Annotated in this window: 13 protein-coding genes and 1 riboswitch; of the genes, 6 read left to right on the top strand and 7 right to left on the bottom strand. The window is 72.4% G+C overall.

What is annotated here, in order from left to right; genetic code table 11:
- Positions 1–138 precede the first annotated feature (138 nt).
- Together ACWD11_RS02390 and ACWD11_RS02385 are read left to right on the top strand one after the other, a co-directional pair.
- Complete coding sequence (locus tag ACWD11_RS02390) at positions 139–1,416, top strand: hypothetical protein (RefSeq protein ID WP_389415635.1); 1,278 nt, start codon at positions 139–141, stop codon at positions 1,414–1,416.
- 179 nt (positions 1,417–1,595) lie between these two features.
- Positions 1,596–2,123, top strand: a complete 528-nt coding sequence (locus ACWD11_RS02385) for a DoxX family protein (RefSeq protein WP_389415361.1) — start codon at positions 1,596–1,598, stop codon at positions 2,121–2,123.
- A 231-nt stretch (positions 2,124–2,354) separates the two neighbouring features.
- Here the strand turns inward: ACWD11_RS02385 and ACWD11_RS02380 are convergent, their stop codons facing one another.
- The gene (locus ACWD11_RS02380) at positions 2,355–2,615 is read right to left on the bottom strand and encodes a hypothetical protein (protein WP_389415359.1); all 261 of its coding nucleotides are present in this window, start codon (positions 2,613–2,615) and stop codon (positions 2,355–2,357) included.
- Positions 2,602–4,041, bottom strand: coding sequence for a PspC domain-containing protein (locus ACWD11_RS02375; protein ID WP_451280796.1), 1,440 nt, complete (start codon positions 4,039–4,041; stop codon positions 2,602–2,604). Before ACWD11_RS02375 ends, ACWD11_RS02380 begins: the two co-directional genes overlap by 14 nt.
- Positions 4,042–4,220: 179 nt before the next feature.
- On the opposite strand from ACWD11_RS02375, the gene ACWD11_RS02370 reads away from it, so the two are divergent.
- Both ACWD11_RS02370 and ACWD11_RS02365 read left to right on the top strand, forming a co-directional pair.
- Positions 4,221–5,513, top strand: a complete 1,293-nt coding sequence (locus ACWD11_RS02370; protein WP_451280794.1) for an ATP-binding protein — start codon at positions 4,221–4,223, stop codon at positions 5,511–5,513.
- Positions 5,510–6,220, top strand: coding sequence for a LuxR C-terminal-related transcriptional regulator (locus tag ACWD11_RS02365; protein WP_389415357.1), 711 nt, complete (start codon positions 5,510–5,512; stop codon positions 6,218–6,220). Before ACWD11_RS02370 ends, ACWD11_RS02365 begins: the two co-directional genes overlap by 4 nt.
- Before the next feature lie 40 nt (positions 6,221–6,260).
- Here the strand turns inward: ACWD11_RS02365 and ACWD11_RS02360 are convergent, their stop codons facing one another.
- Positions 6,261–7,325, bottom strand: a complete 1,065-nt coding sequence (locus tag ACWD11_RS02360; RefSeq protein WP_451280791.1) for an NlpC/P60 family protein — start codon at positions 7,323–7,325, stop codon at positions 6,261–6,263.
- 502 nt (positions 7,326–7,827) lie between these two features.
- On the opposite strand from ACWD11_RS02360, the gene ACWD11_RS02355 reads away from it, so the two are divergent.
- Entirely contained in the window at positions 7,828–8,181 is a 354-nt protein-coding gene (locus ACWD11_RS02355; protein ID WP_451280789.1) for a hypothetical protein, read from the top strand.
- Here ACWD11_RS02355 and ACWD11_RS02350 read toward each other — a convergent pair.
- Positions 8,159–9,169, bottom strand: a complete 1,011-nt coding sequence (locus tag ACWD11_RS02350; RefSeq protein ID WP_451280787.1) for a tellurite resistance/C4-dicarboxylate transporter family protein — start codon at positions 9,167–9,169, stop codon at positions 8,159–8,161. The two genes, ACWD11_RS02355 and ACWD11_RS02350, sit on opposite strands and share 23 nt — an antisense overlap.
- Before the next feature lie 99 nt (positions 9,170–9,268).
- Positions 9,269–10,459: an NlpC/P60 family protein gene (locus ACWD11_RS02345; protein WP_451280785.1), complete on the bottom strand. Its 1,191-nt coding sequence runs from the start codon at positions 10,457–10,459 to the stop codon at positions 9,269–9,271.
- Between the two features lie 7 nt (positions 10,460–10,466).
- Positions 10,467–10,620, bottom strand: a riboswitch (cyclic di-AMP (ydaO/yuaA leader).
- Between the two features lie 351 nt (positions 10,621–10,971).
- Between ACWD11_RS02345 and pcrA the strand changes: the two genes are divergently transcribed.
- Positions 10,972–13,455 (top strand): DNA helicase PcrA, encoded by a 2,484-nt coding sequence (gene pcrA, locus ACWD11_RS02340; RefSeq protein WP_389415352.1) that lies wholly within the window; start codon positions 10,972–10,974, stop codon positions 13,453–13,455.
- Between the two features lie 48 nt (positions 13,456–13,503).
- On the opposite strand, the gene ACWD11_RS02335 is transcribed toward pcrA, so the two are convergent.
- Together ACWD11_RS02335 and ACWD11_RS02330 are read right to left on the bottom strand one after the other, a co-directional pair.
- Positions 13,504–14,988 (bottom strand): M23 family metallopeptidase, encoded by a 1,485-nt coding sequence (locus ACWD11_RS02335; protein ID WP_451281134.1) that lies wholly within the window; start codon positions 14,986–14,988, stop codon positions 13,504–13,506.
- 225 nt (positions 14,989–15,213) lie between these two features.
- A complete protein-coding gene (locus tag ACWD11_RS02330) occupies positions 15,214–16,074 on the bottom strand; it encodes an esterase/lipase family protein (protein WP_451280783.1) in 861 nt (286 codons plus the stop codon).
- Positions 16,075–16,134 lie beyond the last annotated feature (60 nt).

Raw genomic sequence — 16,134 nt, 5'->3', positions numbered from 1 at the left:
CGGCGGACCGCACATCACTCCCGGCCGGCCTTCCACGGACCGGACCTGCCGGGCGCCGCCGGGGTGATGTAGGGCACAATTCGCTGTCATCGCACTGGAGTTGTGACGGTACTGAGCGCGAGGAAGGCGGCGTCGGACGTGGCGGTGCAGGAGGCGAGACAGGGCTCGGACGGGGGTGCCCACGCGGGTGGCTGCACCTGCGGGAACTGTCCGCACGGGGCGCGTGCGGGACACCGGCGGGCGGTGGCCGAATTCCTGCTGAAACGGGACGAGTTCGCGGCCGGGCAGGGGCTGCCCGCAGCGGTCGCCCACTCGGCCTCGGCGTCCCGGCAGTGGGTCTCCGAGGAGCTCACCCAGTCCGCCGAACTGGTCGCCGAACGCGGCCGCGCCGAGGGCGACGCCTGGCTCGCCCGCCTGTGGCGCCGCACCGCGTGCACGGTGTGGGCCCTGGTCGTCGCCCTGCTCCTGGTCCAGTCGCTCACCGCGATCGGCACCGGCTGGACCAGCGCCCGTACGGCCGGACTGCTGGCGGCGGTGGTGACGGCCGGCGCGCTGACCGCCGCGTCGTGGCTCCACCGCGCCCGGGGCGGCGCGCTGGCCCCCGTCATCGGCGAGGACAACCGGCTCTCCACCTCCCGCGCGGTGGCAGCGGCGTGGGTGCTCTTCGTGGCGTACGCGGTACTGGTCCTGGTGGGCCGCCTCGCCGTCGCCTCCGACCCCGACGAACGCGACGCCCTGATCTCCGGTCTCGAACTCGCCCGCGGGGCCGGTGCGGTGACCGTCCTCGCCGTGGTCTGCGCCCTCGCCGTACTGGTACGCCGGGTGGTGGGCCTGCGGGTGCTGGGCCAGCGCCTGCAGAAGGTCCCCGCGGACCGCCCACGCGCCGCCGACCTCCTGACCGACGACGCGGGCCGGGGAACCTTCGCCGACATCCAGTACGTGGTCATCAGCGCGGTGGCCCTGCTGTTCGCCGCGGTACGCCTGGCCCGCCGCCCCGACCAACTCCCGGACCTGCCCTGGGGCCTGGCGGTGGTCGTCCTGATCTCCGCGGCGACCTACCTGGCCGGCAAGTACGCCGAGGGCGGCCGCCCGGTGATCCTCTCCGTGGTCCGCTCCCGCGAGGCCGGCGATCTGGACGGCCCGATCCGGACCGGCGACGACATCGAGATCCGCGGCGCCGGCTTCGTCCCGCCCGGCGCGGGCACGGCCGAACGGCTCTCCCGCATGGTCGTCCGCATCGGCCCGGTCAACGTCCACGTCCCGCTGGTCCCGGTGGCCGGAGGCTTCAGCAACCCGACGGACACGGTCCTCACGGTCCCGGTCCCCGCGGATGTGGAGCCGGGGAGGGTGGAGGTACAGGTCGTGACGGCCGCCGGGGTGGAGACCGGGCGGTACGCGATCGACGTGACGGAGTGACCGCGCGGGGCGGACGGCCCGGGCGGGCTGCCGGGGCGGGTCCAGGGCGGGGCGGGTCCAGGACGGGGGCGAAAAACCGTCAACCCGGAGAAAATGGTCTGGTCAGGATTGAGTGGGCCCCGGTCGGTGAACGTATCGTCCCTTGAGGGGCACGTCCCGACGGGCGAGAGGCGGCACCGATGACGCACGGCTTCCGTACCGACACACACGACCCCTATCTGGACGGCGGCCACGACTGGCGGGACCTGGCGACCCGCTACGCCCTCCTCCCGCTCCGCATCTTCCTCGGCGTCACCTTCATCTACGCCTCCCTGGACAAGCTGACCGACAGCGCCTTCCTGCAGGACTCCGGCTCGGGCTCCATCGGCGACATGATGCGCGCCGTCCGCGACTCCTCCGCCGTCCCCTCCCTGGTCGACACCGCTCTGGAGAACCCCGTCGCCTTCGGCTACACCATCGCCTTCGGCGAACTCGCCGTCGGCATCGGCACCCTCCTCGGCCTCTTCGCCCGCCTCGCGGCTCTCGGCGGCGCCCTGATCTCGCTCAGCCTGTGGCTGACGGTGAGCTGGGCCGCGGAACCGTACTACTACGGCAACGACCTCGCCTACCTGATGGCCTGGCTGCCCCTGGTCCTCGCCGGCGCCCCCTACCTCTCGCTGGACGCCCTGCTCCACGCCCGCAGACGGCAGCGGGCCGGCTACCAGTAGGCGACGACGACCGGGACGGCTATCAGCAGACGGTGACCGGCACCAGTTACCGGCGGCGGGCGGCGACCGGCGGGCGGCGACCGGACCGGCTATCAGCGGGCGCGGGTCGGCACGGCTATCAGCAGGCGGCGGCTGGGACCGGTTACCGGCGGGCGGCGACCGGCGCCTGCTGTCACCAGGTGGCGACCGGCACCCGCTGTCGCCAGGCGCCGACCGGTACCGCTCCCCACGTCACCGCGCAGCCTCCCGCTCGGCCCGTGTCGGTGTCGTCCGGGAGCCGTCGCCCGCGCGGCCCGTCCGGCGGCGCCTGCGGACGCCCCGGGCCACGATCGCGGCCACACCCGCCAGGCACAGCCCGGCCAGCACCACCGGGATCACCGCGAACCACGGCGTCTCCCACGCCCCGCCCGCGTCCCCGGCGTAGATGACGCCCGCGAGGGTGAGGAAGGCGCCCGCGACCAGCCGCCCGGGCTGGAACTCATGACGCAGCACGCCGCACCTCCGCCTGTCCCACGCCCACATTCAGATCGAGCTCGATCGTGCCCGCCGCCTCGGTGCCCTTGGCCGGCTTCAGCGTGACCTCCTTGTGCTTGCCCGGTGCCACGTCCACGTCCTGCTGGTCGTCGCCGGGGAGCTGGATGTCTCCCACGCCCACGGCGATGCTCACCTTCACGGTCACCTCCGGAGGCACGATCACCTTCAGCTCTCCCACGCCGACCTCGGCGCTGGTGATCACCGTCCTTCCCTCGGCGACCTCCAGCCGGCTCAGGTCGAGGGTGCCGACACCGGTGCCCAGGTCGTACCGGCTCCCTACGGCCGCCGCACTGGCCGGCTTCCAGGTCGTACGTATCCACTCGGTGCCGATGTCCTTGGGCAGGGCGGCCGAGGCGGCCAGCAGTCCCGCGGTGACCACGGCCATGAAGACGGACCCGGCTCCCGTGCGCCCGAGGAACGCGCTGACCGCGATGCCCGCGCCGAACACCATCAGCGCGCAGGCCAGACCGGTCTGGAGGCTGGTGCCGAGCGGATGCTCGTGCCAGGTCAGGCCGGTGCCCAGACCGCCCGCGACCAGGGCCAGCAGCAGCACCCAGCCGCCGATCCAGCGGGGCCCGCGCGGCTTCGGCGGCTCCGGGCGGCGGGCGCGCAGCTCCTCACGGCCGTGGGGGTATTCGCCGAGGCTGATGTCGACCACCGCGGTGATGTCCCGGTCGCGGGAGTCGCGGGGGCCCCACAGATAGCCGGTGCCGCCGTCATGGGTGCCGTCCTTGACGATGGGGTCGCGCCACCAGGAGGGGTAGGCGGAGGGCGCCGGGGGCGCCTGGGCCTCCGGCGGGGCGTCGGCGACGGCCTGCGCGGCGAGCGGATCGGGATCGGCGCCGCCGCGCTGCCGCGACCAGTACCCGGCGCCCGCGAGGAGCAGGGAGAGGATGACGGCGAAGGACAGCACCCCGCCGTTCCGCAGCATGGTCAGGAACACTCCGCAGCCGACCAGCGCGAACAGCACCGCCGCCAGCGCCTGGCCGTCGACCCGGCCGGTGAGCAGCTTGCGCACCTCGTTCTCGTCCTCGTCGTCGGACGGGACGAAGAGCCAGGCGAAGCCGTAGAAGATCAGGCCGAGGCCGCCGGTCGCGGAGAGCACGGTGAGGGTGATCCGGAAGATCACCGGGTCCATGTCGCACTGCCGTCCGAGGCCGGCGCACACCCCCGCGAGCAACTTGTGCCGCCGGTCCCGGCGGAACCGGCCGGGCGGCTCGGCGCCCGCCCCCTCTTCCCGCGCACCCGCCCGCCCGTGTGCGCGCGAGCCCGCGCCGGGAGCGGAGTCCGCGGCGGGCGCGGCACCCCGCGGCCCGGCTCCCGCGGCGGGGCCCGGGCCGGAGCCGGGTCCCGGACCCGTCGCGGCGTGCTCGTGATCAGTCATGGGTCCATGGTGACGGGCGCGGCGCCCCGGCGGCAGTGGGAACGACCCTGGCCGGACCCTGATATCGCCCCTGAGCCGCCGCCCGGGACCCGTTCGAGCCGATGGCCGCCCGAAGATCGGGGGAGTCTCGGGGGTCAACCCTGATGCTCCGCTCTGCCGGTCGTGTGACCATCGGTGGCATGTCGGAAGCCGCAGCAGCGCCCCTCGCCGAACCGCGGCCGCCGCGCAAGCTCTACCGCAGCAGCGACGGACGCTGGCTCGGGGGTGTGGCGCGGGGGCTCGCCGGGCACCTCGGGCTGCCGGTGATCTGGGTGCGGCTCGTCTTCGTGGGCCTGTTCATGGCGGACGGCCTCGGCGCCCTGCTGTACGCCGCGTTCTGGTTCTTCGTGCCGCTCGGCGTCGGCGGCGTCGCGGGACAGCGCCCGCCCTCCCTCGTCGGCACCGAGACCTCGGCGGACGGCCGCCGCAGACTGGTCGCCCGCAAGCCGGACAAGGGCCAGATCGTCGCCCTGCTCCTCATGGTCGTCGTCGCCATGGTCTTCGTGGGCAGCGTCGACCTCGGCACCGGGGCGCAGGCCTATCTCTGGCCCGCCGTCCTCGTCAGCGCGGGCGTCGCCCTGGTCTGGCGGCAGGCGGACAACGCCCGTCGGGCCCGCTGGATGGAGGTCGGCCGCCGTCGGCGCACCCTGACCCTGCTGCGCGCGGCCGGCGGAGTGCTGCTGGTCACCGCCGGTGTCTCCGGCATCTTCGTGCTCCAGGGCTCCGCCGCCCATCTCGGCTCCGTGCTCCAGGCGGCCCTCGCGGTGCTCGTCGGCATAACGCTCCTCGCGGGCCCGTACCTCGTCCGCATGACCCAGGATCTCTCCGAGGAGCGGCTGATGCGCATCCGCGCCCAGGAGCGCGCCGAAGTGGCCGCCCACGTCCACGACTCGGTGCTGCACACGCTGACCCTGATCCAGCGCAACGCGGAGAACGCGGGCGAGGTGCGCCGCCTCGCCCGCGCCCAGGAGCGCGACCTGCGCACCTGGCTCTACAAGCCCGAGGGCACCGGGAAGGACGAGGCCGAGGAGCCCGACACCCTCGCCGACGCGGTCCGGCGCAACGCCGCCGAGGTGGAGGACAAGCACGGCGTCCCCATCGAGGTCGTCGTCGTCGGCGACTGCCCGCTCGACGAGAGGATCGGCGCACAGATGCAGGCGGCGCGCGAAGCGATGGTGAACGCCGCCAAGTACGGTGGCGAGGGCGGCGCCGTGCAGGTCTACGCGGAGGTCGAGGGGAAGACGGTCTTCGTGTCCGTCCGGGACCGCGGTCCCGGCTTCGATCTCGACTCGATACCCGCCGACCGCATGGGCGTCAGAGAATCGATCATCGGCCGCATGGAGCGCTACGGCGGTACGGCGCGGTTGCGCGCGGTACCCGACGGCGGCACGGAGGTCGAACTGGAGATGGAGAGGGCGGAGAAGACGTCATGAGCGACGAGGCAAGCGGTACGGCGGAGGCCACCGGCAGCGCGGGTGAGCGTCGGGTGCGTGTGGTCCTCGTCGACGACCACCGGATGTTCCGTACGGGGGTCCAGGCCGAGATCGGCCAGACCGAGCAGACCGGCGTCGAGGTCGTCGGCGAGGCGGCGGACGTCGACCAGGCGGTCACGGTCATCACCGCGACCCGCCCCGAGGTCGTCCTCCTCGATGTGCACCTGCCGGGCGGCGGCGGCGTCGAAGTGCTGCGCCGCTGCGCCCCGTTGATGGCCGACGCGGTGGAACCCGTCCGCTTCCTGGCGCTGTCCGTGTCGGACGCCGCGGAGGATGTCATCGGGGTGATCCGGGGCGGCGCGCGGGGCTACGTGACCAAGACGATCACCGGCACCGACCTGGTCGACTCGATCTTCCGGGTGCAGGAGGGCGACGCGGTCTTCTCGCCGCGGCTGGCCGGCTTCGTCCTCGACGCCTTCGCCTCCACGGACGCCCCTCCGGTCGACGAGGACCTGGACCGGCTCACCCAGCGCGAGCGCGAGGTGCTGCGGCTCATCGCCCGGGGTTACGCCTACAAGGAGATCGCCAAGCAGCTGTTCATCTCGGTGAAGACGGTCGAGTCCCATGTCTCGGCGGTGCTGCGCAAGCTCCAGCTCTCCAACCGGCACGAGCTGACCCGGTGGGCGACGGCCCGACGGCTGGTGTGAGCACGCGACCCGCCTGCGCACTCCGCCTGCACACCCCGCCTCACACGACCCGGGTCGCTCCGGCGAACGGCATCTCGGTGATCGGCGCCACCCGGACCGGAGCGGACGGGTTCGGGGCGTGGATCATCTGTCCGTTGCCGACGTAGATGCCGACATGGGTGATGCCGGAGTAGAAGAACACCAGGTCGCCCGGGAGGAGTTCGGAGCGGGAGACCCGGCGGCCGGCGTCGATCTGGGCGTAGGTGGTGCGGGGCAGGGAGACTCCCGCCGCGCGGTAGGCGGCCTGGGTCAGGCCCGAGCAGTCGAAGGCGTTCGGGCCGGTGGCGCCCCACACATAGGGGCTGCCGAGCTTCTGGTAGGCGTAGGCGACGGCGTCCGCCGCGCGGGAGTCGGGCGCCTGGCCGGTGGCCGCCCCGGGTGCCGCGAGGGGGGTGCGCGGGTCCGGCGCGGAACGGGCGGCGCGCTCGCCCGTGCCCTCGCCCGGCTCCGCGCGCTCCTCGGCCGACAGCCGGGACAGCAGCCGCTCGGCGGCGTCCAGCTTCCCGGTGATCGTCTTCTTGTGCCGCTTCAGCTCCGCCTGGCGTGAGGTGAGCGAGGCCAGCTCGACCCGCGCGGCCCCGCGCAACTGCTCGATGGCGCGCAGCTGTTCGCGTACGTCGGCGACGGAGGCGGCCTGTCGGGTGCCGACGCGCTCGACGAACTCGGCGCCCTCCAGATACCGCTCGGGGTCGTCGGTGAGGGCGAGCTGTACGGCGGGGTCGAGACCGCCGTCGCGGTACTGTGCCGCCGCCATCGAACCGAGCGCGTCCCGGGCCGTGTTGAGCTTCTCCGTCCTGCGGGCGGCCTCGTCCCGCAGCGTCTTCAGCCGCGCCTCGGCCGCGTCCGCCTTCTCCTTCGCGCCGTTGTACTTGTCGGTGGCGGCCTCCGCCTCCCGGTACAACCGGTCCACCTCCGCCTTGACCTGCGCCGGTGTCCGTACGGGCTCGGCGTGCCCGGTCCCGTCGAAGCCCGTCGCGGTCGCCGCGCCCGCGAGGGCGACGGTGGCGGCCGTACGGACGGTGGTGCCGCCGGCCGAGCGCTGCCGGGGCTTGCGGTGCGCTGCCATGGGGACTGCACGTCCTTTCGCACGACTCCTCTGACCCGCCCGGCCCGCACGCCGCCAGGGGGAGCGGAGTACGGCCTCACGCGTCCGGCGGTGCGGAGCACGGCCTTCGCGCGTCCGGCGGCGGCCCGCACAGGGGGAGCGGTCCGCCGCCGGACTTTCTCGGCGGTGGTGTCCGGCTGCCGCCCCTGGCCCGGGCGGCGGTGGGGAGCCGGTCACCTGGAGGAGGACGCTAAACCTGGGTGTGCCGGGTGGGTGACGCCTTGTGCGGAACTGCCATGAGCGGATCATCGGGTGACCGCATGTGACCGTGATCCGCGAGCGGGGCGGTCGCCTTCACGCTGAGCGATGACCGAAGTGGGGGTTTCCGAGGCGGGTGGGGGCGGCGGGGTGCTATGGCGCGCATATATGCATGATCCGCCGCGTGGGGAAGACGGGCCGGTGCCGAGCGCTCCGGAGGCCCGGTGTCAGGCGTCCCGGAGGCCCCGGATTAGGCTCCGGCCTCATGGACGTACTCATCCATCTCTTCGTCGGCCTGCACATCATCGGCATCGCCGCCCTGCTGGGCGGATTCCTCACCCAGCTGAAGGCGATGGGCCAGGGCACCGCCCGGTTCGTGCCGGCGATGCTGCACGGCGCGCTGACGATGCTGGTCACCGGGGTGATCATGGTCGGGCTCAACCAGGCGGACGACCAGGCCGTCGACAACATCAAGATCGGCGTGAAGCTGGCCCTGCTGATCGTGATCCTCGGGCTCGTCTATGTGAAGCGGGACGACGAGAAGGTGGACAAGGGCCTGTTCGGCATGGTGGGGCTGCTCACCACGGCGAACGTCTTCATCGCGGTGCTGTGGACGTGAGCCTGGCGTCCCGGGCGGCGAACGCGGCGTAGGCCCGCTCCTCCCGCACCGCCCCCGCGGCCACGGCGAGCCAGGCCGCGACCGCGATCCACAGCAGGACCTCCCCGGGGGTCTGCAGCCAGGGGACGTCCACCGCGGCGGCGACCGACAGGGTCGCCGCCGCGGTCATGCCCAGCGGGAACACGGTCGCCCAGCGGCGGACGTCGTAGCGCGGCCGCGGCCGGATCACCTCGGAGGCGAGGAGTACGGCATACCAGGCGAGGTCGAGCGCGAGCACGCCGGCGGTGACCGTGCGCAGGACGTCGTCGGCGTCGTCGTTCCACAGGTACAGGCGCGCGCTGTCGGCGCCGATCAGCTTGGACCCGGCGAGCGCGGAGATGGCCATCGCGCCGCCCGCGACCCACTGGTCCCCGGCGCCCTCGACCACCTGGCGCGGATCGAAGCAGGCCAGGGCGACGGCGTAGAGGACGAGACCGAGCCAGAACAGCACCAGCGCCGCGTGCGCGAGCCAGGCCGCCGACTCCGCCGCGGCGAGGGTGGCGCCGAGTACGGCGAGGCCTTGCGTGGCCACGCAGCCCAGGAACACCGCGCCGGGCATACCGCGGTGCCAGTGGCGCACGACGACACCGAGCAGGCCCGCCCACAGCAGGGCGGCCGCCGCCAGCAGGGCCCCGGCCAGGACCTGCCATCCCTCGGCGGAGAAACGGGTGCCGAGCACGGCCGTCGCCGCGACGGCGGTGAGCGCGGCGGGGGTGCCGGCCTCCTCCCGCCAGCGCCGCGGCTGCCGCAGCAGCCGTACGACGAAGTCCCCGGCCAGGCCCAGCCAGGCCGTGCAGCCCACCGCCAGGGCGATCAGGGAGAGGATCTCGTGCCCGGTGAGGTGCAGGCCGACCGACACGATGCCGGTCGCCATCACCGCCGCCCCGGCCGCCGGAGGACGCAGCGCCCACCAGGCGCGAAGTGAGCGGAGCGCGAGGGAGCCGGACATGCGCCGATGCTAAGGAGCGCGGCGCGGCCGGCGAGGGGGCACGCGCGCGTGGGCGGGGAAACGGGGCACCGAATCACCCCCGCGCGCGTGCCGCGTCGATCAGGCCGGCCGGACCACGCTGTGGATCGAGCCCTCGCCGTCGTAGTAGACCGACTCCTCGCGGACGTACGTGCCGGGCTTCGGGGCGTGGATCATCATGCCGTTGCCGATGTAGATGCCCACGTGGGTTACGTCGTCGTAGAAGAAGACGAGGTCACCGGGGAGGGCGTTGGCGAGGGAGACCGTCGTGCCGGCCTCGACCTGGTCGTACGTGGTGCGCGGCAGGGAGATGCCCGCCGCGTTCCAGGCGGCCTGGGTCAGCCCCGAGCAGTCGTAGGAGTCGGGGCCCGTGGCGCCCCAGACGTACGGCTTGCCGATCTGCGCGCGGGCGAAGGCGATCGCCTTCTCGGCCTTCGTGGCGTAGGAGGAGTCCGCGGTGGCCTCGGAACCGGTGCTGCCGGTGGAGGTCTCCGTCGCACCGGAGGAGGGGCCGCTCTGCTGCTGGGCCGCCGCCTTTGCGGCCTCCTCGCGGCGCTGTTCCTCCGCCGCCTGCTGATCGGCCAGCTCGGCGGCCTTGCGCGCGGCCTCCTCCTGGCGCTTGCGCTCGATCGCGGCGAGCCGCGCCTTCTCCTCCGCCGTCAGCTGCGACAGCAGCTCCCGCGCGTCGGCGAGCTTCTTCTGGACCGTGGACTTGGCGGTCTTCAGATCGGTCTGCGACTCGTTCAGCGTTTGGAGGCTCTCGGTGGCCTCCTTGCGCTTCTTCATCGTCGCCGACTGCTCGGTGATGTAGTCGTCGACCGCTTCCTTCTGGCGGCCGGTCATCCGGCTCATCAGCTGGGTCTGGTCGAAGTAGTCCTGCGGGGTATCGGCGAGCAGGAAGGTCGCGGTGTCGGGGGCGGCGGCGCCGGTGCGGTACTGGGCGGCGGCGAAGGACCCGAGTTCCTCCCGCGCGTCGTTGAGCTTCTGGGTGCGCTCGGCGACGTCGTCGAGAAGGGTGTCGACCTGCTTGCGCTGCTTGGTGGTCCGCTCCTTGGCGGCGTTGTACTTCTCGGTCGCCGTCTCCGCCTGCCGGTAGAGGTCGTCGACCTTCTTCTCGACCTCTTCGAGGCTCGGCTTGTCGTCCGTGGCCGGGTTGGCGTTGGCCGTCTGGGACAGCAGGGCCACGGAGGTGAGGGCGGCCGTGGCAAGGGCGGGGGTCCGTATGCCTGCTACGCGCGTACCCGCGGGACGCGACTTGCGGTGCGACGCCAAGGGAGGCGACTCCTTCCAATGGTCCGCCTACCGAGTTAGCTGTCGGGTTCGGGCGGGTGGTTAGGAAGGGTTGCCCTACGACCGTGTCCCGTGCGGGAGTCGGGTCGATTCACCCCAATGTCGGTGGGTCCCCGGCTCGGCTGCCTGGGCGGCAGCGGACTCGGCGGAGGCCGCGCGGCCCGGCGAGGTTCGCCGGTGGGGGTCGTACGGCCTGTGCGGCACGGTAGCCAACTCGTGTGGCGCCTGTGAAGGTTGATGGGTGATATGCCCGATACATTTTCGTGACCTTGGGTCAGGGCATCGGCCGTCGTGATCGATCTGGCCGGATCTGCGGCGACCTGTCCGTCGGCCGGCTCCCGTCCGACGCTGTGACCAAGGTCTCCGCCGCAGGTGTACGGGGGTGAAGGCCCCCTGCCCGGCGGGCGTGACGCGACGATCCCCGGCCGCCGATCCGGGGGATGTTCTCAGGGCGGCGGCGGGCTGTCAGTGGGGAGCCCTAGACTCGGAGAGCGATGAGCAGCCTCTTTGACGACAGCTTCCTGGCGGACCTCCAGGCCCCTCGGGCCCATGCGGAGGAACCCCCGCCGCCGCCCGAGGACGATCACGCTCCGGAGTCGGTTCCGGACGATCTGTTCGGCGGGAAGTTCGACGTGCCCCCGGACCGGGACGCCTACTACCGCGACGGCGCCCCGCGCCCGGCCCTCGACGCGGCCGCGCTCATCGAGGGGCTGAACGAGAACCAGCGCGCGGCCGTCGTGCACTCCGGCACCCCGCTGCTCATCGTGGCCGGCGCGGGCTCCGGCAAGACGCGCGTGCTCACCCACCGCATCGCCCATCTGCTCGCCGCGCGGAACGTGCACCCCGGGCAGATCCTCGCGATCACCTTCACCAACAAGGCCGCGGGCGAGATGAAGGAGCGCGTGGAGCAGCTCGTCGGCCCGCGGGCGAACGCGATGTGGGTGATGACCTTCCACAGCGCGTGCGTGCGGATCCTGCGGCGCGAGTCGAAGAAGCTCGGCTTCACCTCCTCCTTCTCGATCTACGACGCCGCCGACTCCAAGCGCCTGATGGCCCTGGTCTGCCGTGACCTGGACCTCGACCCCAAGCGCTTCCCGCCGAAGTCCTTCAGCGCCAAGATCTCGAACCTGAAGAACGAGCTGATCGACGAGGAGGACTTCGCCGCCCAGGCCTCCGACGGCTTCGAGAAGACCCTCGCCCAGGCCTACGCGCTCTATCAGTCCCGCCTGCGCGAGGCGAACGCGCTGGACTTCGACGACCTGATCATGACGACGGTCCATCTGCTGCGCGCCTTCCCGGACGTCGCCGAGCACTACCGCCGCCGCTTCCGGCACGTCCTCGTCGACGAGTACCAGGACACCAACCACGCCCAGTACGCGCTCGTGCGCGAGCTGGTGGGCACCGCCGAGCACCCCGTCGACGTACCGCCCGGCGAGGACGACCTGCAGCCCGCCGAACTCTGCGTCGTCGGTGACGCCGACCAGTCGATCTACGCCTTCCGCGGCGCGACCATCCGCAACATCCTCCAGTTCGAGGAGGACTACCCGGACGCGACGACGATCCTGCTGGAGCAGAACTACCGCTCCACCCAGACGATCCTCACCGCCGCCAACGCCGTCATCGAGCGCAACGAATCCCGCCGCCCCAAGAACCTGTGGACCAACGCGGGCGCGGGCGCGCGCATCACCGGCTATGTCGCCGACACCGAGCACGACGAGGCGCAGTTCGTCGCCGACGAGATAGACCGCCTCACCGACGCGGGCGACGCGAAGGCCGGCGACGTCGCCGTCTTCTACCGCACCAACGCCCAGTCGCGCGTCTTCGAAGAGGTCTTCATCCGCGTCGGCCTGCCCTACAAGGTCGTCGGCGGCGTCCGCTTCTACGAGCGCAAGGAGGTCCGGGACGTCCTGGCCTACCTGCGCGTGCTCGCCAACCCCGAGGACTCGGTCCCGCTGCGGCGCATCCTCAATGTCCCCAAGCGCGGCATCGGCGACCGCGCCGAGGCGATGATCGACGCCCTCTCCCAGCGCGAGAAGATCAGCTTCCCGCAGGCGCTCAAGCGCGTGGACGAGGCGTACGGCATGGCCGCGCGCTCCACCAACGCCGTCAAGCGGTTCAACACGCTGATGGAGGAGCTCCGTACGATCGTCGAGTCCGGCGCCGGACCCGCGACCGTCCTGGAGGCGGTGCTCGAACGCACCGGCTACCTCGCCGAGTTGCAGGCCTCCACCGACCCGCAGGACGAGACCCGGATCGAGAACCTCCAGGAACTCGCCGCGGTGGCGCTGGAGTTCGAGCAGGAGTCCGGCGAGGGCGAGGCGACCGGCTCGCTCGCCGACTTCCTGGAGCGGGTCGCGCTCGTCGCCGACTCCGACCAGATCCCCGACGAGGCCGAGGACGGCTCCGGCGTCATCACCCTGATGACCCTGCACACCGCCAAGGGCCTGGAGTTCCCGGTCGTCTTCCTCACCGGCATGGAGGACGGCGTCTTCCCGCACATGCGGGCCCTCGGCCAGACCAAGGAGCTGGAGGAGGAGCGGCGCCTCGCCTACGTCGGCATCACGCGCGCGCGGGAGAGGCTGTATCTGACCCGCTCGTCGATGCGCAGCGCGTGGGGGCAGCCCTCGTACAACCCGCCCTCCCGCTTCCTGGAGGAGATTCCGGCGCAGCACGTCGACTGGAAGCGCACCGGTGCCACCTCGCCGGTGTCCTCCGGGCCCGCGTCGGGTGTGGCGGCCTCGCTGTCGTCGTCCCGGTCGCGCTCCTCGGCCTCCGGCGCGTCCGGCTTCGCCACCCGGCGGACCTCCGAGCAGCCGGTCGTCTCGCTGGCGGTCGGGGACCGGGTCACGCACGACCAGTTCGGGCTCGGCACCGTGACGGCGGTCAAGGGCACGGGCGCCAACGCCGAGGCGACGATCGACTTCGGCGACAAGCCGAAGCGGCTGCTGCTGCGCTACGCGCCGGTGGAGAAGCTGTAGTCCCGCTCGTCCCCCGCTGCTGAACGGCGGCGGGGGACTGCCGGGGAGTTACGAGGGTTCGAGGCCGTGGCTGCGCAGCCAGGCCAGCGGGTCGATGGCCGACCCCCCGCCCGGGCGGACCTCGAAGTGCAGATGCGGACCGGTCGAGTTGCCGGAGTTGCCGGAGAACGCGATCTGGTCGCCGGCCTTCACGGCCGTACCGGAGGCGACCTGGTACGTGGACAGGTGGCAGTACCACGTCTCCGTGCCGTCCATCGCGGTCACGATCATCATGTTGCCGTAGGCGCTGTTCCACTGGGTGCGCACGGTGCCGTCGGTCGCGGCCAGCACCGGAGTGCCGTACGCCACCGGGAAGTCGATGCCGGTGTGCACGGACATCCAGTTGATGCCGGCCTGGCCGTAGTAGGCGCTGAGCCCGTGCTGGGCCACCGGCAGCGCGAACTTCGGGCGCAGCCGCTCCTTGCGGGCCGCTTCCTCGGCCGCCTTCTTCCGCTCGGCCTCCTGCTCGGCCTTGAGGTCGATGCGCTCCTGCGTCCGGCTGGCCCGGTCGGCGAAGTCGTCGGCGCCGGCCGAGAGGCTCTCCAGCTGGGTGTCCAGCATGTTGTTGGCCGTCGAGGGCTTGACCGCCTGCGCGTCCGACGCGGTGGCCGTGGTCTCCTGCTCGTCGGGCGTCAGCGTGCCGACGGAGGCGGCGGCGATCCCGGCCACGCCCATGACACACGCCGACGGCACGGCGATGGTCAGCAGCGCGGAGCGCTTGGCGGGGGGACGGCGGCGGGAACGGGACGCGGTGCGGGCGGCGGCGCGGGAACCCGGAGCGGGGGCACTCTCCTCCTCGTCGTCGAGGAGGGGGGTCACGTCGGGGATCTCGCCGGTGTCGCTCGACTCGCCCTCGCCCGGGGCGGGTTCCTCGTACGAGGTCTCGCGGTAGGACGTCCCGTCGTACGACGCTTCCTCGGCCGCGACCTGCTCGAAGGTCGCCGTCGGCTGCTGGTCGAACGACTCGGCCCGGTGCTCGTAGTCGTCGGACCCGGTGGCGGCGCCGTCGGAGTTCCACTGCGTGGCGTCGTAGGTGCCGGTGTCGAAGGTCTGCGTGCCCCAGTCCCAGTGCTGGGTCCGGTCGGCGGGGCCGCCGGACGGGTCGGGCTGGAGCCAGGCGTTGGCGTCCCACTGGCCACTGGCGTCGGGGCTGGTGGCCTGCGGCGGAACGCCGGGCAGCTGCTGGTGGCCGGCCGACCAGGCGGTCGTCTCGTAGACGCCGGTGTCATAGGCGGCGTGGTGCTGGGCCGCGTACGCGTCGTAGTGCGGGGTCTGATGGCCGACCGTGGCCCACTGGCCCGAGTCGTAGGCGCCGGTGCTCTCGCCCGGCATCGAGCCGAACAGCGGGTCCGTGTCGAACGTCCCGGTGGGCTGCGGAAATCCGGTGGCGTCGTAGTGACCCTGCGTGGTGAAGTCGTCGTACTGGGCTTCCTGGGTGCCGTACGACGCGTAGTGCGCCGAGGCGGCCTCGGAGGCCGGAGCCGGGGGGGTCATGATCCCCGACGGGTGACGGTCGTTCACCAACTTCTCTTTCGCCTCGACAACAGGGGCTGCCAGAGCAGTGCGGCGACTGTACCCGGCGGTATGCGGGCGCGACAATCTTCGGCAGGTTTCACCTTTCCCGGAAACGGGCATTCGGCCGTGTTTCGGGGGACAGAGGGCGCGACTTTGGCCTTGTGTTCGAAGATTGTTCGAGACTTCCGCCGGATCCGGGTCGGCTCAGGCCACCGTCAGACCGCCGGCGCGGGCGATTTCGGCTTCCGTCCAGTCGGTGTCGAGTGCCTGCCGTATCCCGACCGCCACGGCCGGGTGCACGGGCAGGGCGAGATGTCCGACCCCGCTCACCCGCACGTTCCGCGCCGACAGGTCGGGGTGGTCGATGCAGGCCGTCTCCAGCGGGTCCATCAGATGGTCGAGGTCGCTCCAGAAACTGACGAAGTGCGTTCGGCAGCCGGGCGCGGGCCCGGCCAGCTCCTCCAACACCACCGAGCCGGGGCGCATCTGGCGGACGATGGGATGCGCGTTCGCCAGCGGCGCCACGCGGGTGCCCGAGTGCGGGGTGCCGAGGGTGACGAGCGTCCGCACCCGGAGGTCACCGCCGAGCCGCTGCACGTAGTAACGGGCGATGAGGCCGCCGAGGCTGTGTCCGACGACGTCCACCCGGCTGGTGCCCGTGCGTGCGCAGATCTCCTCGATGTGCCGGCCGAGCAACTCGGCCGCCGTGCGGATGTCGCAGGTCAGCGGCGAGTAGTTGAGCGACTCGAGTTGCTGCCTGCCGTGCTGGGCGAGGCTGCGGCGCAGCAGCACGAAGACCGAGCGGTTGTCGATGAAACCGTGCAGCAGCACGACCGGGGGCTTCGCCTCCGCCGGCAGCCGGGGGGTGTCCGCGGAGCCCGGTGCGGGGAGGGGGGCCCTGCGCTCCGGGGAGATCCCGGACGGATAGAGCAGGAGGTGTCCGGCGAGGATCGCGATCTCGAGGGCGGTGGCCTTCAACAGCGCCATGGACAGTCCGGTCAGCCGGCTCGGGAGGAGCCGCTGACAGAGCGGGAGAAGGGGCAGCACTGCCTTGGTGACCGTCATGGCCGACCTCCTGTCGGCACGCCCGAGGACGTCTGTGTCCCCCGTGTGCCCTCATGGGAG

The sequence above is a fragment of the Streptomyces sp. NPDC002776 genome, from assembly GCF_053592195.1.
Note: the sequence above shows the minus strand (reverse complement) of the source record. Positions and strands in the feature narration are given on the sequence as shown.

Excerpts from the sequence above, each read along its gene's own strand:
- ACWD11_RS02355 (WP_451280789.1), top strand. The coding sequence starts at position 7,828 with ATGGACGTACTCATCCATCTCTTCGTCGGCCTGCACATCATCGGCATC.
- ACWD11_RS02350 (WP_451280787.1), bottom strand. The coding sequence starts at position 9,169 with ATGTCCGGCTCCCTCGCGCTCCGCTCACTTCGCGCCTGGTGGGCGCTG.
- ACWD11_RS02385 (WP_389415361.1), top strand. The coding sequence starts at position 1,596 with ATGACGCACGGCTTCCGTACCGACACACACGACCCCTATCTGGACGGC.
- ACWD11_RS02365 (WP_389415357.1), top strand. The coding sequence starts at position 5,510 with ATGAGCGACGAGGCAAGCGGTACGGCGGAGGCCACCGGCAGCGCGGGT.
- ACWD11_RS02330 (WP_451280783.1), bottom strand. The coding sequence starts at position 16,074 with ATGACGGTCACCAAGGCAGTGCTGCCCCTTCTCCCGCTCTGTCAGCGG.
- ACWD11_RS02375 (WP_451280796.1), bottom strand. The coding sequence starts at position 4,041 with ATGACTGATCACGAGCACGCCGCGACGGGTCCGGGACCCGGCTCCGGC.
- ACWD11_RS02360 (WP_451280791.1), bottom strand. The coding sequence starts at position 7,325 with ATGGCAGCGCACCGCAAGCCCCGGCAGCGCTCGGCCGGCGGCACCACC.
- ACWD11_RS02370 (WP_451280794.1), top strand. The coding sequence starts at position 4,221 with ATGTCGGAAGCCGCAGCAGCGCCCCTCGCCGAACCGCGGCCGCCGCGC.
- pcrA (WP_389415352.1), top strand. The coding sequence starts at position 10,972 with ATGAGCAGCCTCTTTGACGACAGCTTCCTGGCGGACCTCCAGGCCCCT.
- ACWD11_RS02335 (WP_451281134.1), bottom strand. The coding sequence starts at position 14,988 with ATGACCCCCCCGGCTCCGGCCTCCGAGGCCGCCTCGGCGCACTACGCG.